Genomic DNA, 18,042 nt, shown 5'->3' on the forward strand with positions numbered 1-18,042 from the left:
AGAAAACCTCTCACTCTTGCTCGTGGTTACATTATACTTTAATCCTTTAAACCCTGCATCCGCAACTAAACCGGTTTCTCTTTTTCATTATTTCATCATTTCACCATTCCGCATTCATCACTCTTAAGGAGTGAACTCCCTCGTTACAATCTGTCCTATACCGCCGAGGTAACCGTGGTTCTGCTCGTTGGAGATAACCTCGACGGCCCCGGCGTTGCCCAGTATGACGGTTATAGAGTTCTGAGCGCTGAAGCTGCGCGCGTCACCGGCCCAAAGCATCCCTTCAAAAGCAGGCACACCGTCGACGTTTACCTGCGTCCAGCACTTATCCCTGGTCGCGTTTAAAGACAACGTGACTCCCTGACTCTTCTGTTCCTCTTGTCCGGCCTGACCCGTCCCGGGTGTACCGCCTGTTTGCCCCGTCTGGCCGGCAGGAGTAGAACCGCCTGTCTGCCCCGTCTGCTCCTCGGGAGTGGTGTCGCCGGATTGGCCGGTTTGGTTGTTTTCACCTTCATGGCCTTGCTGATCCTGCGTGCTTTCTTCCGCAGGATCCTCCCGGTCTTGACCCCCGGCATCCCCTTCAGGCTCAGGCACCGGTGAATAAGACTGCTCGCCCGTGGAAGGCGGGGTCTTGTTCTCGTTAACTGGCGGTTTTGCCGGGGTTTGCGTTGTATCCTCATGTGGCAGGGCCGGTGCGTTTTCGGCCGGGCCGCTGTAAACCGCCTCATAGATGCCGTTGAAAGCAAGAAGCAACCCGACAACGGCCACTATCAGGAAAATGCTGCGGTAGCGCTGCCAGTTGAAAGGAGGACGGGGTTTCTCCTCCTTGTGCGGTTTGCTCCCGGAACTGTGTCCCTGTTCCGCTTCGAAGAACCGGTCAAGTTCCGCGGCCAGAACAGCTTCGTCTAATTCCAGGTAGCGGGCATAAGTGCGGAGAAACGCCTTGGCGTAAACCCTTCCGGGTAAAGCATTGAACCGGTCGTTTTCCATTGCTTCCAAGAACTTCGCGCGAATCTTGGTCGCTTCTTCGGCCGTCGAAATGGTTATTCCTTTCTCTTCCCGGGCCTTGGAAAGTTTTTCTCCGATCACTCTACCACCCCATAAAGATTAAGACTATTTTCGCGGAAAAACGATAAAGTTTTCCCGTTTTTAACTATATCACACCGGGCAATTAATAGTCAATATTAGACATGATTTGACTATTTTCGGCGGTCTATGGTTGCGCGGTATTGTTCGAGGGTCATCAGGAGGGTTCGCGGCTTGCTTCCTTCAAAAGGACCGACTATACCCCGGCGCTCCATGATATCGATTAAGCGGGCGGCCCGGGCGTAACCGATTTTCATCCGTCGTTGAAGCAGGGAGATGGAGGCGTGGCCCGCACGCACAAGGATTTCCACCGCCTGAGGGAAGAGTTCGTCATCCTCCTCCGGCGTTTCTTCGTATTCCGGCACCTCTACGGGAATCTCCTCCGTCGACGGCAGCCCCTGCTTCTTCAAGTATTCCACTACGGCTTCAACCTCGCGGTCGGACAAGTAGGCGCCCTGCAGTCTGAGAGGCTTGCTGCTGCCGACAGGTGAAAACAGCATATCGCCGCGGCCAAGAAGCTTTTCTGCGCCGGACATGTCCAGGATCGTACGCGAATCGACCTGTGATGAAACCGCAAACGACACCCGTGAAGGAATATTTGCCTTAATCAATCCGGTGATAACGTCTACCGACGGCCGTTGTGTGGCAACGACAAGATGAATGCCGGCCGCGCGCGCCATCTGGGCAAGCCGGCATATCGCGTCCTCAACATCCACCGGAGCGACCATCATCAGGTCGGCCAACTCGTCTATCACCACCACGATGTAAGGCAGCCTCGCTTTCTTCTCGTCATTTAATTGTAATATGCTGTTGTAGCGGTTTATATCCCTGACCCCCACCATTGCCAGAGCCTCATAGCGGCGCTCCATTTCCCGCACCAGCCAACGGAGCGTGGCGGCCGCTTTCTTGGCGTCCGTGACCACGGGACAGGCAAGATGGGGAATATCGTTGTAGGTGGTGAGCTCCACCATCTTTGGATCTATCAACACGAGCTTTACCACGTCCGGCCCGGATTTGAACAAAATGCTGATTATCAGCGTGTTCAGGCAGACGCTTTTGCCCGCTCCCGTCGCTCCCGCGATAAGCAGGTGCGGCATCTGGGAAAGGTCCGCCACCGCTACATGACCGGCTATGCCCTTGCCCAGAACCATCGTAAGGGGCGAAGGATTCTGCACGAACTCCTTGGTCTCAAGAAGCTCGCGTAAATGTACCAGGGAAATCGTCTTGTTCGGCACTTCGATGCCGATAGCCGCCTTACCCGGAATGGGAGCCTCGATCCGGACATCCGACGCGGCCATCGTCAATGCGATATCATCGGCCAGACTTACTATGCGGCTGACTTTCACACCGGGGGCAGGCTGCACCTCATAGCGGGTAACTGCGGGTCCGCGGGTAACCTGCACAACCTTCGCCTTGACGCTGAAGCTGTCAAGGGTTTCTTCGAGGATTTTGATGCTTTCTGCTATGTCCCGTGAACCCGAACCGTCGCGCGTCTTCGGGATACGGGTAAGCAGCGTGATGGGCGGAGGCTTGTAGGCGACCACCTCTTCGAGGGATATCTGACTGACCCGGTCCGCGGATTTCTCGTCCATCGACAACGGACGAGGCGCTGACACTTGAGTTTCCATGCGAGGCGGCGGTTCCGTTCTCGAATGCGCAGGTTCGTTACCGTCTATAATCACAGGGAATGATGCCGGCGGTTCTTCTTCCTGTTCCGGTTCTTCTTTCTCTTCTTTAACTTCGGTGTAAATAAAGTCCCCGAACATCCGGGATAATCTATGAATGAAACGGGAGACCCTTCTTGTCACCTTCTTGCCGAGTTCTCCCGGAGACATGCTTGTGGTCAGGGCAAGACAGGCAAGGGTGACGCTCCCGAGAATAACGTAAGTCCCCGAAATTCCAAAAGCCCGGCACAGGATAAAAGATACGAAGGCGCCCACCACTCCCCCGCCGTCACCGGCAAGGCCGTTATTCAGCGCTTCCTTAAAGGCCACGTCCCGCGGCAAAAGCCATAGATCAAGGAGCACGAGGACTACCAGCACCAGGCTGGCGCCGCCGTAAGCCCTGAGCCTCAAGTCTTCCCTTCGTCCGTCCCGCAGGAGGCCTATCCCGAAAAGTCCGGCCGCGGCCGGAATCAGGTACCGGCCTTCGCCCGCCAACCCCGAAAGAATACGCCGTTCGAACGACCCTACCGCGCCCGCCGAGCCGTTCGTAAGGCCGATCAAGCTCAGGACGGCCAAAGCAAGCAAGCCCAAACCGAGAAGTTCCGCCTTAATATCCCTCATCCCGGCTTCGTTAACCTTGCTCTTTAGAGATATTCTTTCATTCTGCCTTTTTCTCGCCATAAGTGTCTCCTTTTCTTCGCGTACTACATTCGGCGCTAAACTTAATTCTCCTGCCGGAGTACCATTCAGCCGCTTAGCGTTTCGCTGATGGAACGCGGCAGGATGTAAGCAGAGTAATTGGAAAGTGAGAAGTGTGAAGTTGGAATTTGAGACGGGCCTGAACAGATTCCTGCGGATTAATATTGACATGGGAACAGAGGACGTCTATATTGTTAACCAGAAATGCCTACCAGGTTTACAATTTTAAGAGAGGACCCTAATAAGGTGGAGTTTCTCGGTCAGACCCTGCACGATGCAGAAAACGCAGGATTGAGACGCACCCTGCGCTCATTAACGCCGTACAGCCCCACCCGGGCGCTTTTGAACGGTCGGGAGGTAACCCTTTTCTGCACCAACAACTACCTGGGGCTCACACACCACCCCCGGGTTATCGCGAGTGCCGCGGAGGCTTTACGAACTTACGGCGCCGGAAGCGGCGCCTCACGTCTGGTGAGCGGTCACTTTCCCTTACACAATGAATTGGAGGAGAGCATCGCCCGGTTCAAGGGTTGCGCGCGGGCGCTCGTGTTTCCCGCGGGTTATATGGCCAACATCGCCGTGATCAGCGCCCTCGCCGGGCGTGGTGACGTGGTCTTCTGCGACCGGCTCTGCCACGCCTCGCTGCTCGACGGCTGCCGCTTGAGCGGCGCGAAGATTCTCCGTTTCGCGCACAACGACATCGCGTCGCTCCGCCGTCTCGTCGCGCAGCATCGCGGGCGACGGCGCCTTCTGGTCACCGAAGGCGTTTTCTCGATGGACGGTGACACCGCGCCGCTGGCGGAGTTGTACGCAGTGGCACGGGAGGACTCCCTTATCCTTATTGTAGACGATGCCCACGGCACCGGCGTCCTCGGCCCTGGAGGCCGCGGTACGCTTGCCGCCCAGGGTATACCGGTCAACGACGTCGTGCTCACCGGAACGCTTTCCAAGGCCCTGGCCTCTCTGGGAGGGTTCGTAGCAGGATCGGACGTGCTCGTCGATTTCGTCCTCAACAGCGCCCGCCCGTTCATTTTCACCACGGCCCTGCCTCCGGCCTCGGCCGCCGCGGCTCTTACCGCCTTTGAATTACTCCTGGAGGAGCCGTTGCTGCTCGGCCGGCTCTGGGAAAACGTTGGCCGGATGCGCGACGGGCTGGCGGCCCGCTGTTTTTTTACGGCCGGGACCTCGCCTATAATGCCTGTAATAGTAGGAGATCCGGCAAGGGCTTTGAGCCTTTCGGAACGATTACTCGAGCGGGGCTATTTCGTACCGGCCATCCGCCCGCCATCGGTGCCGCATGGAACGGCACGGCTCAGAATAACCGTTAGCGCCGCGCATACCTGCGGTGAGATTGACGGTTTTTTGGCCGCTTTCAGTGAAGCGATGGAAGACGGAATTTAGAATATAGAAGACAGAAGGTAGAAGGTAAGAAGGTGGCAAAGGGGAAAGGGGGAAACATGAAGAAGGGATTAGCGGCAAAAACATTTTAAGACTTGATGGTCGAGCCGACAAAGCTCGATTCATGAACATGCCCAAGGTTCTATAGACGAATGCCTATACTATAGCTATTTTAAATTCTGGATAATAACTCTTTTTTAAAACTCTTGCTTAAATATTCTGTATTCTATATTCTGTATTCTATATTCTTTAGATGGAGGCATTAGATGTGACTGAAACACAAACCGGAAACGAAGCGGCAAGACCGACACTGCCGTCGCTGTTCATAACGGGCACCGACACCGGTGTCGGTAAAACGGTCTTGAGCGCCCTTCTGGGGTTGATTTACCAGTCGGCCGGCCTGAAAACCGCCTACCTCAAACCTGTGGAAACCGGCGCCGTCAAAGGGCCGGACGGCCTCGTGCCGGGGGATACCAGGTTTGTTTCCGACGTTCTGGGCCTGGAGGAATCCATTGATGTGCTTTGCCCATACCGTTTCGAACACCCGGTTTCGCCTCATCTGGCGGGGCGCATGGGAAAAAAGGAGTTCAAACCGCAGGTGGTCCAGGAGTGCTTCAAATACCTCGAGAAATTTTATGACGCCGTGATCGTGGAAGGCGCGGGAGGCCTTCTGGTACCCCTTTCCGAAAAATACATGGTCGCCGACCTGGCGAGAGACCTCGGGCTGCCCGTGGTTATAACGGCGCGGCCCGGGCTCGGCACCATTAATCACACCCTGTTGACGATCGCCGCGGCCCTGCAGGTCGAACTGAAGGTGGCGGGCGTGGTTGTAAACCGCTACCCCGAAGACCCCGACCCTGTCGTCAAGGACAACCCGAGGGCGATTGCCAAACTCTCCGGTCTGCCGGTCCTGGCGCGGGTTCCCGAACTGGACGGCCTTGACGCCGGAGAACCCGGGCGCGCCTTGCTGGAAAAAGCGGCGCTGGAGCTCAACCGGCTTTACCGGTTGGACGAGGCCCTCGCCAAACTGGTGTAATTCTGATGGCCCGTGCGGTTTGTCAATTCAGGGGAAGACCGGTTTCTACTTTTTCTCGACGTCGGAACTTGGACGTCGGACGCCGGACCTATTTTCAATGGAGTCCCACCTGCCGTATTCAGCGGCACAACAAATAATAAAAATCGGCGCTGGAAATAGCGATTTACTTGTTGTTATATTTGTTTTCTTAATTCTTGGCGTTCTTGGCCAGCACTCAGGGACTGAGTACTGGATTGGCGGTGAGATTTCTTTTAGGAGGAGTATACGGATGTACAGCGGTGAGGAGATAGAACGCCTGGAAAACCTTGACCGCACGACGATCTGGCACCCTTTTACCCAGATGAAGGAGTACGTTTCCGAAAACGCCCCGGTGATCGCCGCCGGTGAAGGTTGTTACCTGATTGATATTCACGGACGGCGCTACCTCGACGGCGTAAGCTCTCTCTGGGTCACCGTTCACGGCCACCGGAAAGCGGCGCTTAACGATGCGATCAAAGAGCAGCTCGAGAAGGTCGCGCACTCCACCCTTTTGGGGCTGGCAAACGTTCCTTCCGTGCTTCTTGCCGAGCGTTTGACAGCCATCGCCCCTGCGGGCCTCAAACGGGTCTTTTACTCGGACAGCGGGTCCGCCGGTGTGGAGATCGCCCTTAAAATAGCCTTTCAGTACTGGCGGAATATCGGCATAACCGGCAAAAACAAGTTTCTTTCCTTCTATAACGCGTACCACGGAGATACCCTGGGAGCGGTCGGCGTAGGCGGGATGGAACTCTTTCATCAGGTTTACGGCCCCCTCGTGGTGGCTTCGTTGAAAACGCCTTCGGCCTACTGCTACCGCTGTCCTTACGGGTACAGCGAACTGTCGGGATGCGGCCGTGATTGTTTCACCGCATTCGAACGTATCATAGAAGAGTACCGTGACGAACTGGCCGCGGTCATTGTCGAGCCGGTGATCCAGGGCGCAGCGGGGATGATTATCTGGCCCGAGGGGTTCCTGCGGCGCCTCCGCCGCTTATGCGACACCCACCGGGTCCTGCTGATAGCCGACGAGGTTGCGACGGGGTTCGGCCGTACCGGCAAGATGTTCGCTTGCGAACACGAGCAGGTCAGCCCCGACATCATGATAATGGCCAAGGGCATTACCGGCGGCTACCTGCCGCTCGCGGCGACGCTTACCACCGAAACGATCTACGAGGCTTTCTATGCCGACTACCCCGAACAGAAAACGTTTTATCACGGCCACACCTACACCGGAAACCCGCTGGCATGCGCCGCTTCTATGGCCAATCTCGACCTGTTCGAAAACGAAGCGGTCATGGACAGGCTGCAACCGAAGATAGAGCACCTCCGTACACTGCTCGACAACCTCCGGGGGCTTCCCCACGTCGGAGATGTCCGCCAGGCCGGTTTTATGGTCGGTATAGAGTTGGTCCGGAACAAAGAAACGAGGGAACCCTTCCCGCTTGTCGACCGGAAAGGACGGCAGGTGGTTCTTAAGGCGCGCGAGAAGGGTGTAATCATCCGTCCCCTGGGTGACGTTGTTGTGCTGATGCCGCCGCTGGCGATCAGCGACCCGGAGTTGTCGGACCTCTGCGGGGTAGTTACGGAAAGCATCATGGAGGCAACGAATTGACCCCGACCGTCGGTTTGAATGGAAAAGGGATTGCTTTAAGCCCGACCGTTATCGCCGGAACGCCGGCCTACCTGCTGACGCCCGAGAATCAAAAAGGCGCGGCGATAATCCTGCACGGGTACGGCGGCGTAAAAGAGGAGGTCCTGGGTCTCGGGATCGCGGCGGCCGGCGCCGGTTGGAAAACGTATCTTCCCGACCTTCCCGGGCACGGCGCGCACCCGGAGCCGCTGTCGGGGCAGAGCATCCGGAGGTTCGCCGCCGCCCTTAAAACCTACACTTTCACAGCCGCCATAGGACACAGCCTGGGCGGGCGTATAGCTATGACGCTGGGAACTAAACGTACCTGCCTGCTCTCCATACCCCTCGACGTCCGGTTTGACGGACGCAAAAGCGAACTCCTGCGGGTTCTCAGGGCGCGCCGGGTGCGGGAGTCGAAACCCTTTACCGGTCTGGAAGAAGCGCTGGCGGTTCTCAATGAGCCCTGGCCGTCCCCGCCGGTACTGCTGTTTCATTCTTTCCGGGACCTGCCGACCTGCCTGGCAGCGGTGGCAAGCGCCCGTGAAATCGGGTGGGAGACCCGCAGCGTAAACAACGTGGGGCACCTCGATATCATCACCGCCCCCGAGGTATTGAACGCTGTTGGGGCTTATCTGTGAATAGAATGTAGAAGGTAGTAAGCAGTAGGGGAGAAGTAGGAGGCGGGAGTCAAGTCCCAAGTCGAAAGTCCTCAATATTCAGTCGGAAATAAAGTTACGAGATTCGCGTTACGTGTTAGGGACGGAAACCGGTTTCAAGTTACGATCGTCAGGTTGCTGGTTACGAGTTTTAAGCGGTTCCGGATTTTTATTCTATATTCTACCTTCTGACCATCTTAGCCACTCGGAAGAGGTATTTCTGTATTCTGTTTTGAACCTTGAACTGTAAAGAGGGGGCGATTCCGATTTCCGTATCTGAACCGTTCAGCGTTAACAGCAACATTTACGCGTCTCCGGAAAACGAGCGCTTTTACATGCGAATCGCCGCCGCGCTGGCGGACAGGATAGTCTCCCTCAATCCGCAACGCATCCTTGAGGTCGGCGCCGGTACCGGCGCGGCCACGGTCGTGTTGCGGCGCTGGTTCCCCGCGGCCGAAATTCTGGCCACTGACCCGAGCAATGAAATGCTGGCTTACAACAAAAAAAAGCCGCTTACAAATACGACCTTCGCCCTTTTACCCGCCGAAGCAGCCGCTGAAACGAAAGACCGTTTCGGCCTTGTTTTCGGCAACATCTGCTACCACTGGTTCCGTCCCGGGACCGCCCGCACCTTGGCGGGACTTCTTGATCCCGGCGGAGTGATGGCGTTTTCGGTGCCCGTCAGCGGGCCGGCAAAAGGAGACGGGAATCTGATCCTGCTCCGCATCTGCCGGGAAATCGGCGTCGGCGACCGCCACGGCAAGCACCTTTTGAGCATAAGCCGCCTGCGCCGGGAATTTGCCGGTTTAAAAAGCTCCGTTGAATCGGTAACGATTCGCGAGACCCTCTCACCCGCGTTCTTCGGCGTCCTGCTGCGCGCCCGCGGTTCCTGGGATTTTCTCTTCGGGTCCCGGGCGGAGCTTGCCGAAGACATGTGGAACAGATTAACCACGGGGCTTTCCGAAACCACCCTTCACTGGAACATCGCGCTGGTGGTGGCCCGCAAATGAACCTTATCGGGCAAACCGGGCTGATAAGCGATCTTGCCCTACGGGTTTTTAACGGCGGCGCCCTTTCCATGGCGGAGGCCGTGACCCTTATCCGTATGCCCGACGAAACAACCCCTTTTCTTTTAGGCTGGGCCGATGTCCTGAGAAAACACATTCACGGCACAAGGCTGGACCTCTGCGCCATAGTAAGCGCGCGCGCCGGGCGCTGTCCGGAAGACTGTCGTTTCTGCGCGCAGGCCGCCCGTTATCCCACGCAGGCGCCGGTCCACCCTCTTCTCCCGGAGGAAGACATCCTGCGGCGGGCAAAGGCGGCCCGGGCGTCCGGAATCGGGCGCTTTTCACTGGTCACGAGCGGCCGTGATCCCGGGGGCGATTTTGATAAAATCATCGCCGCCTTCGGGCGGTTACGAAAAGAAATACCGGACCTCCGTCTCTGCGCCTCGCTCGGCATCCTGACGGCCGAAGAAGCCCGGGAATTGAAAAAGACCGGCGTCGAACGGTACCACCACAACCTCGAAGGGGCGGCAAGCTTCTTCGACCGGATATGCGCCACCCACCGTTACAGCGACCGGGTAGCCACCATTCAAACCGCGCGGGAAGCGGGGCTGGAAATATGCGCGGGCGGGATCATCGGCCTGGGGGAAAGCCCGGAACAACGAGTGGAGCTTGCTCTCGCGCTACGCGACCTCCGGGTGAAATCGGTACCGGTCAACCTCCTCCACTCGATTCCCGGGACCCCGCTGGCCTCGCAGCCGCCGCTCCCTCCGCTTGAAATCCTCCGCACCCTGGCCGTTTTTCGCCTGGTCCTGCCGGAGGCCGTTATCCGCTACGCCGGAGGCCGTGAACACAACCTTCGGAACACACAGGCGCTGGGGCTCGCCGGCGGTGTGAACGGACTTATCACCGGCGATTACCTGACCACTTCCGGACAGGGAACCGCGCACGATCTGCAGCTTGCCCGGGACCTGGGACTGTTCCCAGATACCCCCTAACCGGGACAAGCCGGAACTAAAATGTTTCACCACAGAGGCACGGAGTTCACTGAGAACAGAAATATCACATTGAAGTACTAAGTCAGGAAAAAGGACCGGGGACTTTCGCCTGAGGACTTAATTCTTGACTCGCTACTAGTGACTCGTGACTTTCTACAGTCCCCCTCCGTGTGCTCTGTATCTCTGTGGTTAGTTTTTTACCATCCTGCGTAGATCTTGGCATCAAAGACCCTGAGGCCGTATGGAAAACTCCCCTGACGGAAGTAAAGCCGGACCCGATTTGGAACGATTAAGGGTATAGCTCTTACTTTTAACTTATTTCCCGTCGCCGCTTCCTGCATTTCATCCCTGGCGAAGCACTATGCGACTAAATGGTTTTGAAACGGTTTGCGTAAAAAGTAAAAAAGCAGTAAAATTAAACTTAGTAATATTTTGGGAATAAGCGCGCGAATCATCCGGCGCAAAAAGAGCGGCGAGAAGCGCGCCCGCTTTGTTGCTGCAAGCGCTTTCGGGAGGTGTCCACCCGCGGGTTTGATCCGGCGCAAGACGTTTTCACAGAGAGGCCGCCCGGAGAATAGACTTCATGCAGTGGCATCTTTTCAGTTTTATTTAATAAAACTAAGCAGGAAACCCCGGCAGGTCCGGTCGAATTGGTTAGTACCCTAATCCGGGAGGTGAGGCACAATGGTACCTGTCAAGGTAAAAGAAATCGCCTTCGACCTTGCGATGAACCCTGTGGTTCTGCTTTCAGACGAGGAAGAGCTCAAGATGCTGCCGATTTGGATCGGGCCTTTCGAAGCCCATTCAATCGCTTTGGCCCTCGAAGGCGCAAGCCTCGGCCGACCGTTGACCCACGATCTCTTAAAGACGATCTGCGAACAGAGCGGCGTTACGGTTTCAAGCGTCATTATCAGTGACGTAAAAGACGGAACCTATTATGCGGAACTTCACCTGAAGACCAAGGATTATGAGACGGTAATCGACGCCCGGCCCAGCGACGCCATCGCCTTGGCGCTGAGGACCGTAACCCCGATTTTCATGTCCGATAAAGTCGCGGATTACGCGCTTACCCCCGAAGAGTTGTACAGCCAGGAATCCGACGAAAGCAAGATCGTTAAAGTGTCCGACGAAAGGAAGCTGCATTAAAAAGTAATCCGCAGCAGGTCTAAGAAAAAGAGAACCTGAAATAACAGGTTCTCTTTTTCTTAGTTCTTCGTAACCATTCAGCCATATTGCACGGACGGAACGCGGTAAGATGCAAGCAGAGCGCGAAGGACACGCCGGACGGAGCGGAGCGTACTCGAAACGTACGTGAGCATCCGGCCGGTGGCGCCGACAAAGCTATGCGCAGCCTATCGCCGCGCCCTACGTGATATCTGAATAGTTACTGTCTTCTAACGCGCTGCCGCCAGCAGAATAACCAGCGATCCGAGGATTACCCTGTACCAGACGAAGACATTGAAACTCCGCGTGGTCACGAACCGCAACAGAAAAGCGATGGCGAAGAATCCCGCCACGGCCGATGTAACAACGCCCGCCCAGAAAGAAGCGTTTATGTCGGCGGCGGCGATATCCTTCAGACCGAAAATCCCGGCCCCGAGAATAATCGGCGTAGAGAGCAGGAAAGAAAACCGGGTCGCCGCTTCCCGCTCAACCCCGAGTAAGCGGCCGGCGGAAATCGTCGCGCCGGAACGGGATACGCCGGGAATGATGGCGACGGCCTGGGACAAACCGATGAGCAGCGCGTCGACCCAGCCCAAACGCCAGATATCACGGGCTTTCCCGCCGTAGTGGTCCGCGGCGTAAAGCACCGCGCCCATGGCGATGAGCATCACCCCGATCAGCATCGGGGAGCGAAACACCGTTTCCGCCTGCTGTTCCAGCGCCATGCCGATCAGAGCGCCGGGGATTGTGGCCAGCGCCAGGTACCAGAAGAGCCGTCCCTCACGGGTCCTCGTACCCTTAAGCCCGTTTCGGACCAGCCCCAGCCAGTCGCGCCAGAAATAAGCCACTACTGCCGCAAGGGTCCCCAGGTGCAGCGCGACGTCAAACGCCAATCCGGGGTCGCGCCAGTTAAAAAACCAGGGCGCCAGAACCAGGTGCGCCGTACTGGAAATCGGTAAAAACTCGCCCAGCCCCTGGACGATACCTAACACCACCGCCTCCGTCAGGCCCAATGATACTCCCCCTCGAAAATAAGGCGTTCTCCTTAATTATAATCGGACCCGGCGTTGAATACACCAGAACTTCACCCCACGGTTCACAGCCATAGAAAAAAAAGCCCCTTGCGGGGCATGTGGCAGGTGTTAGGGAGAAACCGGAGGCTTTTGAACACCCGCGTGCGGATATGATTCCGCTCAGGATTCGCGTTCCTCATACTTTTGCTTCAATTCCGAGATAACCGCCGGGTCGGCCAGTGTGGTCGTGTCGCCGAGGATCCGCCCTTCGGCGATATCCCGCAACAGCCGCCGCATTATTTTTCCGCTCCGGGTCTTGGGCAGTTCCGCGGTCAGAAAAACATCGTCGGGACGTGCAATTGAACCGATTTTTTTAGCCACATGCGTTTTAAGCTCGTTCTCTATTTCTTTAAAACTCCTTTTGGCGGACTTCAGTTCGTTGAAAGCCCTACTCCTCAAGGTAACGAAGGCCGCCACCGCCTGACCCTTAATTTCGTGGTCTCTGCTGATCACCGCTGATTCGGCAACCGACGGGTGATCGACAAGGGTGCTCTCGATTTCCATCGTGCTCAAGCGGTGTCCGGCGACATTTATCACATCATCCACGCGGCCGAGCATCCAGTAGTAGTTGTGATAGTCCCGCTTCGCGCCGTCCCCGGCGAAGTAAATCCACTTTCCGGGAAATTTGGACCAGTAGGTATCGATATAACGCTGATCGTCGCCGTATATGGTCCGCAGCATTGCCGGCCACGGCTCCTTTATGACCAGGAAGCCCCCCTGACCAAGGGGAACCGGCTTGCCTGCAGCGTCCAGGACGTCGGCGTCAATACCCGGCAGCGGTACTGTGGCCGATCCCGGCTTCAACGGCGTTATCCCGGGCAGGGGGCTTATCATAATCATACCGGTCTCCGTCTGCCACCAGGTGTCCACGATCGGACAGCGCTCGCCGCCGATATTCTCGTGACACCAGATCCATGCCTCCGGATTTATCGGTTCGCCGACCGTTCCGATAAGTCTGAGACTCGAAAGATTGCGGCCCGCCGGCCATTTACGACCCCACTTCATGAACGCCCTGATCGCCGTCGGTGCGGTATAAAAAACGGATACACCGTATTTTTCGATAATTGACCAGTTACGGTCCGGATCAGGCCAGTCGGGCGCCCCTTCGTAAATGAGACTGGTAGCGCCGTTTGCGAGCGGCCCGTACACCACATAGCTGTGACCCGTGACCCAACCGATATCGGCGGTGCACCAGTAAACGTCGTTGTCTTTGATGTCGAAAACCATTGAATGAGTCGTGCTTGTGCCGACCAGGTAACCGCCTGTTGTGTGCACCACCCCTTTTGGCTTCCCCGTAGTTCCGCTTGTATAGAGAATGTAAAGCATGTGCTCGCTGTCCAGCTCCTCGGGCGGGCAGCCGATGGGGGCGCTTTCCATTACCTCGTGGTACCAGACGTCACGGCCGTTTTTCATCTTCACTTCCTGATTCGTACGCTTAACCACAATCATTTTTTCTATCGTCGGCGTTTCCATAAGCGCCACGTCGGCGTTCTTCTTAAGCGGCACCGCCTTACCCCGGCGCCACCCGCCGTCGGCGGTGACCAGCACCTTCGCCCCGGCGTCGTTGATACGGTCGCGGAGCGCCTCTGAACTGAAACCGCCGAAAACCACGCTGTGCGGCGCGCCGATCCGGGCGCAGGCAAGCATGGCGATGACCAGTTCGGGAATCATCGACAGGTAAATCGCCACCCGGTCGCCTGTTTTGACGCCGAACTCTTTTAAAACGTTGGTAAAACGGGTGACTTCCCGGTAAAGGTCCCAGTAGGTAAGGACGCGGCTGTCACCCGGCTCGCCCTCGAAGATGATTGCCGCCTTGTTGCGCCGCCAGGTAACCAGGTGCCGGTCGAGGCAGTTGTAACTGACGTTAAGCTTACCGTTTACAAACCACCTGGCGAACGGAGGGTTCCATTCCAGAACCTTATCCCATTTCTGGAACCAGTCCAGACGCTCCGCCTGCATCGCCCAATAAAGCTTGTAGTTGGCGTGCGCATCGGCGTAAATCTGTTTGCTGCTTACGTTGGCCTGTTTGACAAAATCCCCGGGTGGGTGAAAGATTCTTTCCTCTTCAAGCAGGATATCGATCGTCTTTTCCAGTACCAAGCCAAACCCTCCTCAGAAAAACTGGTATGTATATTACTGCCTATATTCTGATTTTGAGGCTTGAGGCGGGTAATGAGAACTGATTTTTTGTCAGATGTTAAAGGAAGGACATGACCGGTTAAAAAGCTTCTCTTAACAGGAGAAATTAAGCACCTGTTCCACAATGTAAAACAAAAGGGTTGGGACAGCCTCCCCTGAAAAAGCTCTCCCAACCGCCAAGACACCAAGAAAAACAAATATTTTATCCAGGCGGCGTTGCAAAACTACGCCTCAAAAGTCAGCTTCTAAGTATGCGGCCCCATATCCCCTTTACGGCAGCCCAAAAGCAGGGAAACGGAATAACATGTTTCCTGCAGCACGTTGACCAGCCTGTTGATCCTTTCCAGCGGGAGGCGGCCGGCCGGCCCGATGATCCCGAGCGCCGCCACGACTCGCCCGCTCACGTTGAAGATGGGCGACGCAACCCCGCGCAGGTTATCCGCGAACTCCCCGGCGCTTACCGCATATCCCTGAGCCTTTACCCGTTCCAGGTGAAAAATCATTTCTTCCGAAGAGATAACGGTGTCGAGGGCATGCGGTTTTATTCTTTGGGTCCGAAGGTATTTCCTCAGTTCCGCTTCCGGCAAGTAAGCGAGAAGGACCTTTCCCTCCGCGACGCAGTGTGCCGGAGCGCGAAGCCCCGGGTTGACGGTTATCGTCTCCTGCGGCTGGCGCCTTTCGATAAACAAGACCTCGTCTCTCTCCAAGATGGCGAGCTGTACTATCTCTCCCGTAATATCCACCAATTCGCTGATATAGGGCAAGACCTCGCGCCGTAAGTCGAGATTGTGGAGGTAGGTTAAACCGAGGGAAATGTAGCCCATTCCGAGGCGGTAGCATTCCGATACCTCATCCTGCTTAACAAAACCGCGGCTTGCTAAGGCGGCAAGCAGCCTGTGGACGGTGCTTTTAGGCAGTCCGAGTTCCTTCCCGATCGCGGTCACGCCCAACCCCGCAGGGTTCGCGCCCAATACTTCCAAAATGAGCAACGCGCGCTCAACCGACTGGACGGCGAAACGCCTTCCTTCGTTTTCCGACAAGGCTGCCACCCCTGAAATAACGTTTGCATATATGAACCGCGTTAGGTGTTATGTCATATTGGTCGCAGGCGGGAAGCCCCCGCCGCTTGTCGCAAGAAACCCTTAAGAAGCCGTTGCCGCACTATAGTCTGAAAAGCAAAAAGGCGGTTCACTATTAAACCGCCGAACTGTTTACCTTGAGCAATTATTAGTAGAAAACGGCTACCCCCAGTCGCTGGTCGTACACCGTCATGCCGACGGTAACCGTGCAGTCCTTGCCTGCGATCTTCTTACCGAAGCTCAAAGTCTTCATATCCCCGTTTGATGAGTCCTGACCAAACGTGTACCCCCCGGACTCCAACTCCTTTTTCAACGGTTCCGCGTCTTCTCCGGCGGTCTGCCTTTTCAGGGCGTAAGTCAAGTGATTACCGCCTTCGCCCATCTGAAAAAACATCGACAGCTTCGCCCCGCCGAATACCTTTGTGAAAATCGGCTGCAGTTCGGCATGAACCGCTTTACAAACGTCCCCCGTCGGGGCCATCTCCTGGACCTTGTCAAAATCGATGGCGGTGGGCTGAATGGGCCCGGGGCCTTGGGCCTGCGGCGTCTCGGATGGCGGCTCTTTTTGTTTACCGCATCCGGCGGCTGCCAGGAGGACCAGGCTGAGAATTAAAACAAGCCAAAATCGCATTATATCCCTCTCTTCTTTACTTAAATTCATTATGGAAATGTATCTTTTAAAATTTCTTCTTAAGAACCGTTATTCCTTTTACCTTTAGCAAAATTTTTAAAACCGGGGCGGCGTCCGTTGGAACTTGCCTTTTCCGGGGCAGAATGTTAGGATGAGAATTAAGTCTGCGAGACAAGGATTATATTACCATAACATCAACGGGGTGAATGTTATTGCGCATGCTTGAGCGTGGTGCGTTTGAAATCCGGCCGGTAAGAATTATCCCGCAATGGAACAAATACGCTGAAGGTTCCGCTTATATTGAGGTCGGCGATACGCGGATCATTTGTACCGCGTCGGTGGACGATAAGGCGCCGCCGTTTCTCAAGGGAACCGGCAAGGGCTGGGTGACCGCCGAGTACGGAATGCTTCCACGGTCAACCGAAACACGGAATGCGAGGGAAGCGGCGAAGGGACGTCCGGGCGGCAGAACCCTGGAGATACAACGTCTGATCGGCCGTTCTCTCCGGGCGGTGGTCGACTTGGAAACGATAGGTGAGCGTACCGTTACCGTCGACTGCGACGTGCTTCAGGCGGACGGTGGAACGCGGACCGCTTCCATCACCGGCGGTTTTGTCGCCCTGATCTACGCCCTTGACTGGCTCCGGAACGAAGGCGTGTTGACGCTGATTCCGGTGTACGATTTTGTGGCCGCTGTAAGTGTTGGACGGGCAGGGGGAGAGCTCCTGCTTGATCTCTCCTTTGCGGAAGATTCCCTGGCCGCCGTGGACATGAACGTGGTTATGACCGGGAGCGGCAAGCTGGTGGAGGTCCAGGGAACCGGCGAAGAGGACACCTTCACCCGGCAAGAGCTGGATGCGATGCTGGACCTTGCGTCAACCGGCGTCGCCGCCCTGATCGAAAAGCAGAAAGAAGCGCTGGGCAACCTCGCCGACTTCATCGGCGCGGGATGATGAGACGGTTAGTGGCGGCGACAACAAACCAGGGAAAACTGAGGGAAATTGAGGCGATTCTGGCCCCCCTCAACTGGGAAATCGTATCCCCGCAGTTCTATCCGGGGTTCCCGGAGATAGAAGAACACGGGACGACCTTCGAGGCCAACGCCGTCGAAAAAGCCCTCGCGACGGCGGCGTTTACCGGGGAGACGGCCCTTGCGGATGACTCCGGGCTTGAGGTTGATTATCTCGGCGGCGCTCCCGGGGTTTACTCCGCCCGTTTTGCCGGTGAACCCAAAGACGACGCGGCAAACAACAACAAGCTTCTGGGGCTCCTTGACGGAGTGCCCCGGGAGCAGCGCGCGGCGCGGTTCAGGTGCGTGATCGCCGTGGCGTTTCCGGAAGGCGGAGTCGTCACCGCCGACGGCCGCTGCGAAGGATTTATTCTCACGGAACTGCGCGGCGCGGGCGGTTTTGGTTACGACCCCCTGTTTTACCTTCCCGAGTTCGATAAAACCTTCGCCGAGCTTCCCCCGGAGGTTAAAAACCGGGTCAGCCACCGCGCGAGAGCGCTGGCGAAGATCAAAGAAAAGCTTGCTGGCCTAACGGGAAAATAGTCACGAGTCACGGGTTGCGAGTTTCAAGTTCCGAGTCCTTAGTCGAAAGTCTTACCATCTATATTCCACCTTCTATATTCTATATTCTATATTCCGCCTTCTGACTACTGACTCCTGACTTCCGCCTTCCGGCTTCTTGCCTTCTACCTTCTACCTTCTACATTCTACATTCTACATTCTATATTATTCTATATTCCTGGCTCTAATCTTCCTTC

The 18,042-nt window shown here is 56.3% G+C and carries 15 protein-coding genes; 9 read left to right on the forward strand and 6 right to left on the reverse strand.

The window, feature by feature from the left end; genetic code table 11:
- Positions 1-123 precede the first annotated feature (123 nt).
- Positions 124-1,089 carry a RodZ domain-containing protein gene (locus AB1500_09295; protein MEW6183352.1) on the reverse strand — a complete coding sequence of 322 codons (966 nt, stop codon included), beginning with the start codon at positions 1,087-1,089 and terminating at the stop codon, positions 124-126.
- 110 nt (positions 1,090-1,199) lie between these two features.
- Complete coding sequence (locus AB1500_09300; protein MEW6183353.1) at positions 1,200-3,431, reverse strand: DNA translocase FtsK; 2,232 nt, start codon at positions 3,429-3,431, stop codon at positions 1,200-1,202.
- 264 nt (positions 3,432-3,695) lie between these two features.
- Between AB1500_09300 and bioF the strand changes: the two genes are divergently transcribed.
- From bioF to AB1500_09335, 7 genes are all read left to right on the forward strand, one after another.
- The gene (bioF, locus tag AB1500_09305) at positions 3,696-4,850 is read left to right on the forward strand and encodes an 8-amino-7-oxononanoate synthase (protein MEW6183354.1); all 1,155 of its coding nucleotides are present in this window, start codon (positions 3,696-3,698) and stop codon (positions 4,848-4,850) included.
- A 265-nt stretch (positions 4,851-5,115) separates the two neighbouring features.
- A complete protein-coding gene (gene bioD, locus AB1500_09310) occupies positions 5,116-5,883 on the forward strand; it encodes a dethiobiotin synthase (GenBank protein MEW6183355.1) in 768 nt (255 codons plus the stop codon).
- Between the two features lie 268 nt (positions 5,884-6,151).
- Positions 6,152-7,513: an adenosylmethionine--8-amino-7-oxononanoate transaminase gene (gene bioA, locus AB1500_09315; GenBank protein MEW6183356.1), complete on the forward strand. Its 1,362-nt coding sequence runs from the start codon at positions 6,152-6,154 to the stop codon at positions 7,511-7,513.
- Complete coding sequence (locus AB1500_09320; protein ID MEW6183357.1) at positions 7,510-8,169, forward strand: alpha/beta hydrolase; 660 nt, start codon at positions 7,510-7,512, stop codon at positions 8,167-8,169. The genes bioA and AB1500_09320 overlap by 4 nt, the downstream gene beginning before the upstream one ends.
- 257 nt (positions 8,170-8,426) lie before the next feature.
- Positions 8,427-9,197: a methyltransferase domain-containing protein gene (locus AB1500_09325; protein MEW6183358.1), complete on the forward strand. Its 771-nt coding sequence runs from the start codon at positions 8,427-8,429 to the stop codon at positions 9,195-9,197.
- On the forward strand, positions 9,194-10,189 hold the full coding sequence (bioB, locus tag AB1500_09330) for a biotin synthase BioB (protein MEW6183359.1): 996 nt from the start codon (positions 9,194-9,196) through the stop codon (positions 10,187-10,189). The genes AB1500_09325 and bioB overlap by 4 nt, the downstream gene beginning before the upstream one ends.
- A 684-nt stretch (positions 10,190-10,873) precedes the next feature.
- Positions 10,874-11,335 carry a bifunctional nuclease family protein gene (locus tag AB1500_09335; GenBank protein ID MEW6183360.1) on the forward strand — a complete coding sequence of 154 codons (462 nt, stop codon included), beginning with the start codon at positions 10,874-10,876 and terminating at the stop codon, positions 11,333-11,335.
- Between the two features lie 248 nt (positions 11,336-11,583).
- Here the strand turns inward: AB1500_09335 and uppP are convergent, their stop codons facing one another.
- From uppP to AB1500_09355, 4 genes are all read right to left on the reverse strand, one after another.
- A complete protein-coding gene (gene uppP / locus AB1500_09340; protein MEW6183361.1) occupies positions 11,584-12,366 on the reverse strand; it encodes an undecaprenyl-diphosphatase UppP in 783 nt (260 codons plus the stop codon).
- Positions 12,367-12,546: 180 nt separating this feature from the next.
- Positions 12,547-14,526, reverse strand: coding sequence for an acetate--CoA ligase (acs, locus tag AB1500_09345; protein ID MEW6183362.1), 1,980 nt, complete (start codon positions 14,524-14,526; stop codon positions 12,547-12,549).
- Positions 14,527-14,810: 284 nt separating this feature from the next.
- Entirely contained in the window at positions 14,811-15,605 is a 795-nt protein-coding gene (locus tag AB1500_09350) for an IclR family transcriptional regulator (GenBank protein ID MEW6183363.1), read from the reverse strand.
- Positions 15,606-15,792: 187 nt separating this feature from the next.
- Positions 15,793-16,275 carry a hypothetical protein gene (locus tag AB1500_09355; GenBank protein MEW6183364.1) on the reverse strand — a complete coding sequence of 161 codons (483 nt, stop codon included), beginning with the start codon at positions 16,273-16,275 and terminating at the stop codon, positions 15,793-15,795.
- 218 nt (positions 16,276-16,493) lie between these two features.
- Between AB1500_09355 and rph the strand changes: the two genes are divergently transcribed.
- Positions 16,494-17,228: a ribonuclease PH gene (gene rph, locus AB1500_09360; protein MEW6183365.1), complete on the forward strand. Its 735-nt coding sequence runs from the start codon at positions 16,494-16,496 to the stop codon at positions 17,226-17,228.
- Entirely contained in the window at positions 17,228-17,827 is a 600-nt protein-coding gene (locus AB1500_09365; GenBank protein MEW6183366.1) for an XTP/dITP diphosphatase, read from the forward strand. The genes rph and AB1500_09365 overlap by 1 nt, the downstream gene beginning before the upstream one ends.
- Positions 17,828-18,042: the final 215 nt, after the last annotated feature.

The organism is Bacillota bacterium (genome assembly GCA_040755295.1).
GTDB lineage: Bacteria > Bacillota > Desulfotomaculia > Desulfotomaculales > Ammonificaceae > SURF-55.

Coding starts and splice junctions, on each gene's coding strand:
- AB1500_09300 (MEW6183353.1), bottom strand. CDS start 3,431: ATGGCGAGAAAAAGGCAGAATGAAAGAATATCTCTAAAGAGCAAGGTT.
- bioA (MEW6183356.1), top strand. CDS start 6,152: ATGTACAGCGGTGAGGAGATAGAACGCCTGGAAAACCTTGACCGCACG.
- bioB (MEW6183359.1), top strand. CDS start 9,194: ATGAACCTTATCGGGCAAACCGGGCTGATAAGCGATCTTGCCCTACGG.
- AB1500_09335 (MEW6183360.1), top strand. CDS start 10,874: ATGGTACCTGTCAAGGTAAAAGAAATCGCCTTCGACCTTGCGATGAAC.
- AB1500_09355 (MEW6183364.1), bottom strand. CDS start 16,275: ATGCGATTTTGGCTTGTTTTAATTCTCAGCCTGGTCCTCCTGGCAGCC.
- rph (MEW6183365.1), top strand. CDS start 16,494: ATGCTTGAGCGTGGTGCGTTTGAAATCCGGCCGGTAAGAATTATCCCG.
- AB1500_09365 (MEW6183366.1), top strand. CDS start 17,228: ATGAGACGGTTAGTGGCGGCGACAACAAACCAGGGAAAACTGAGGGAA.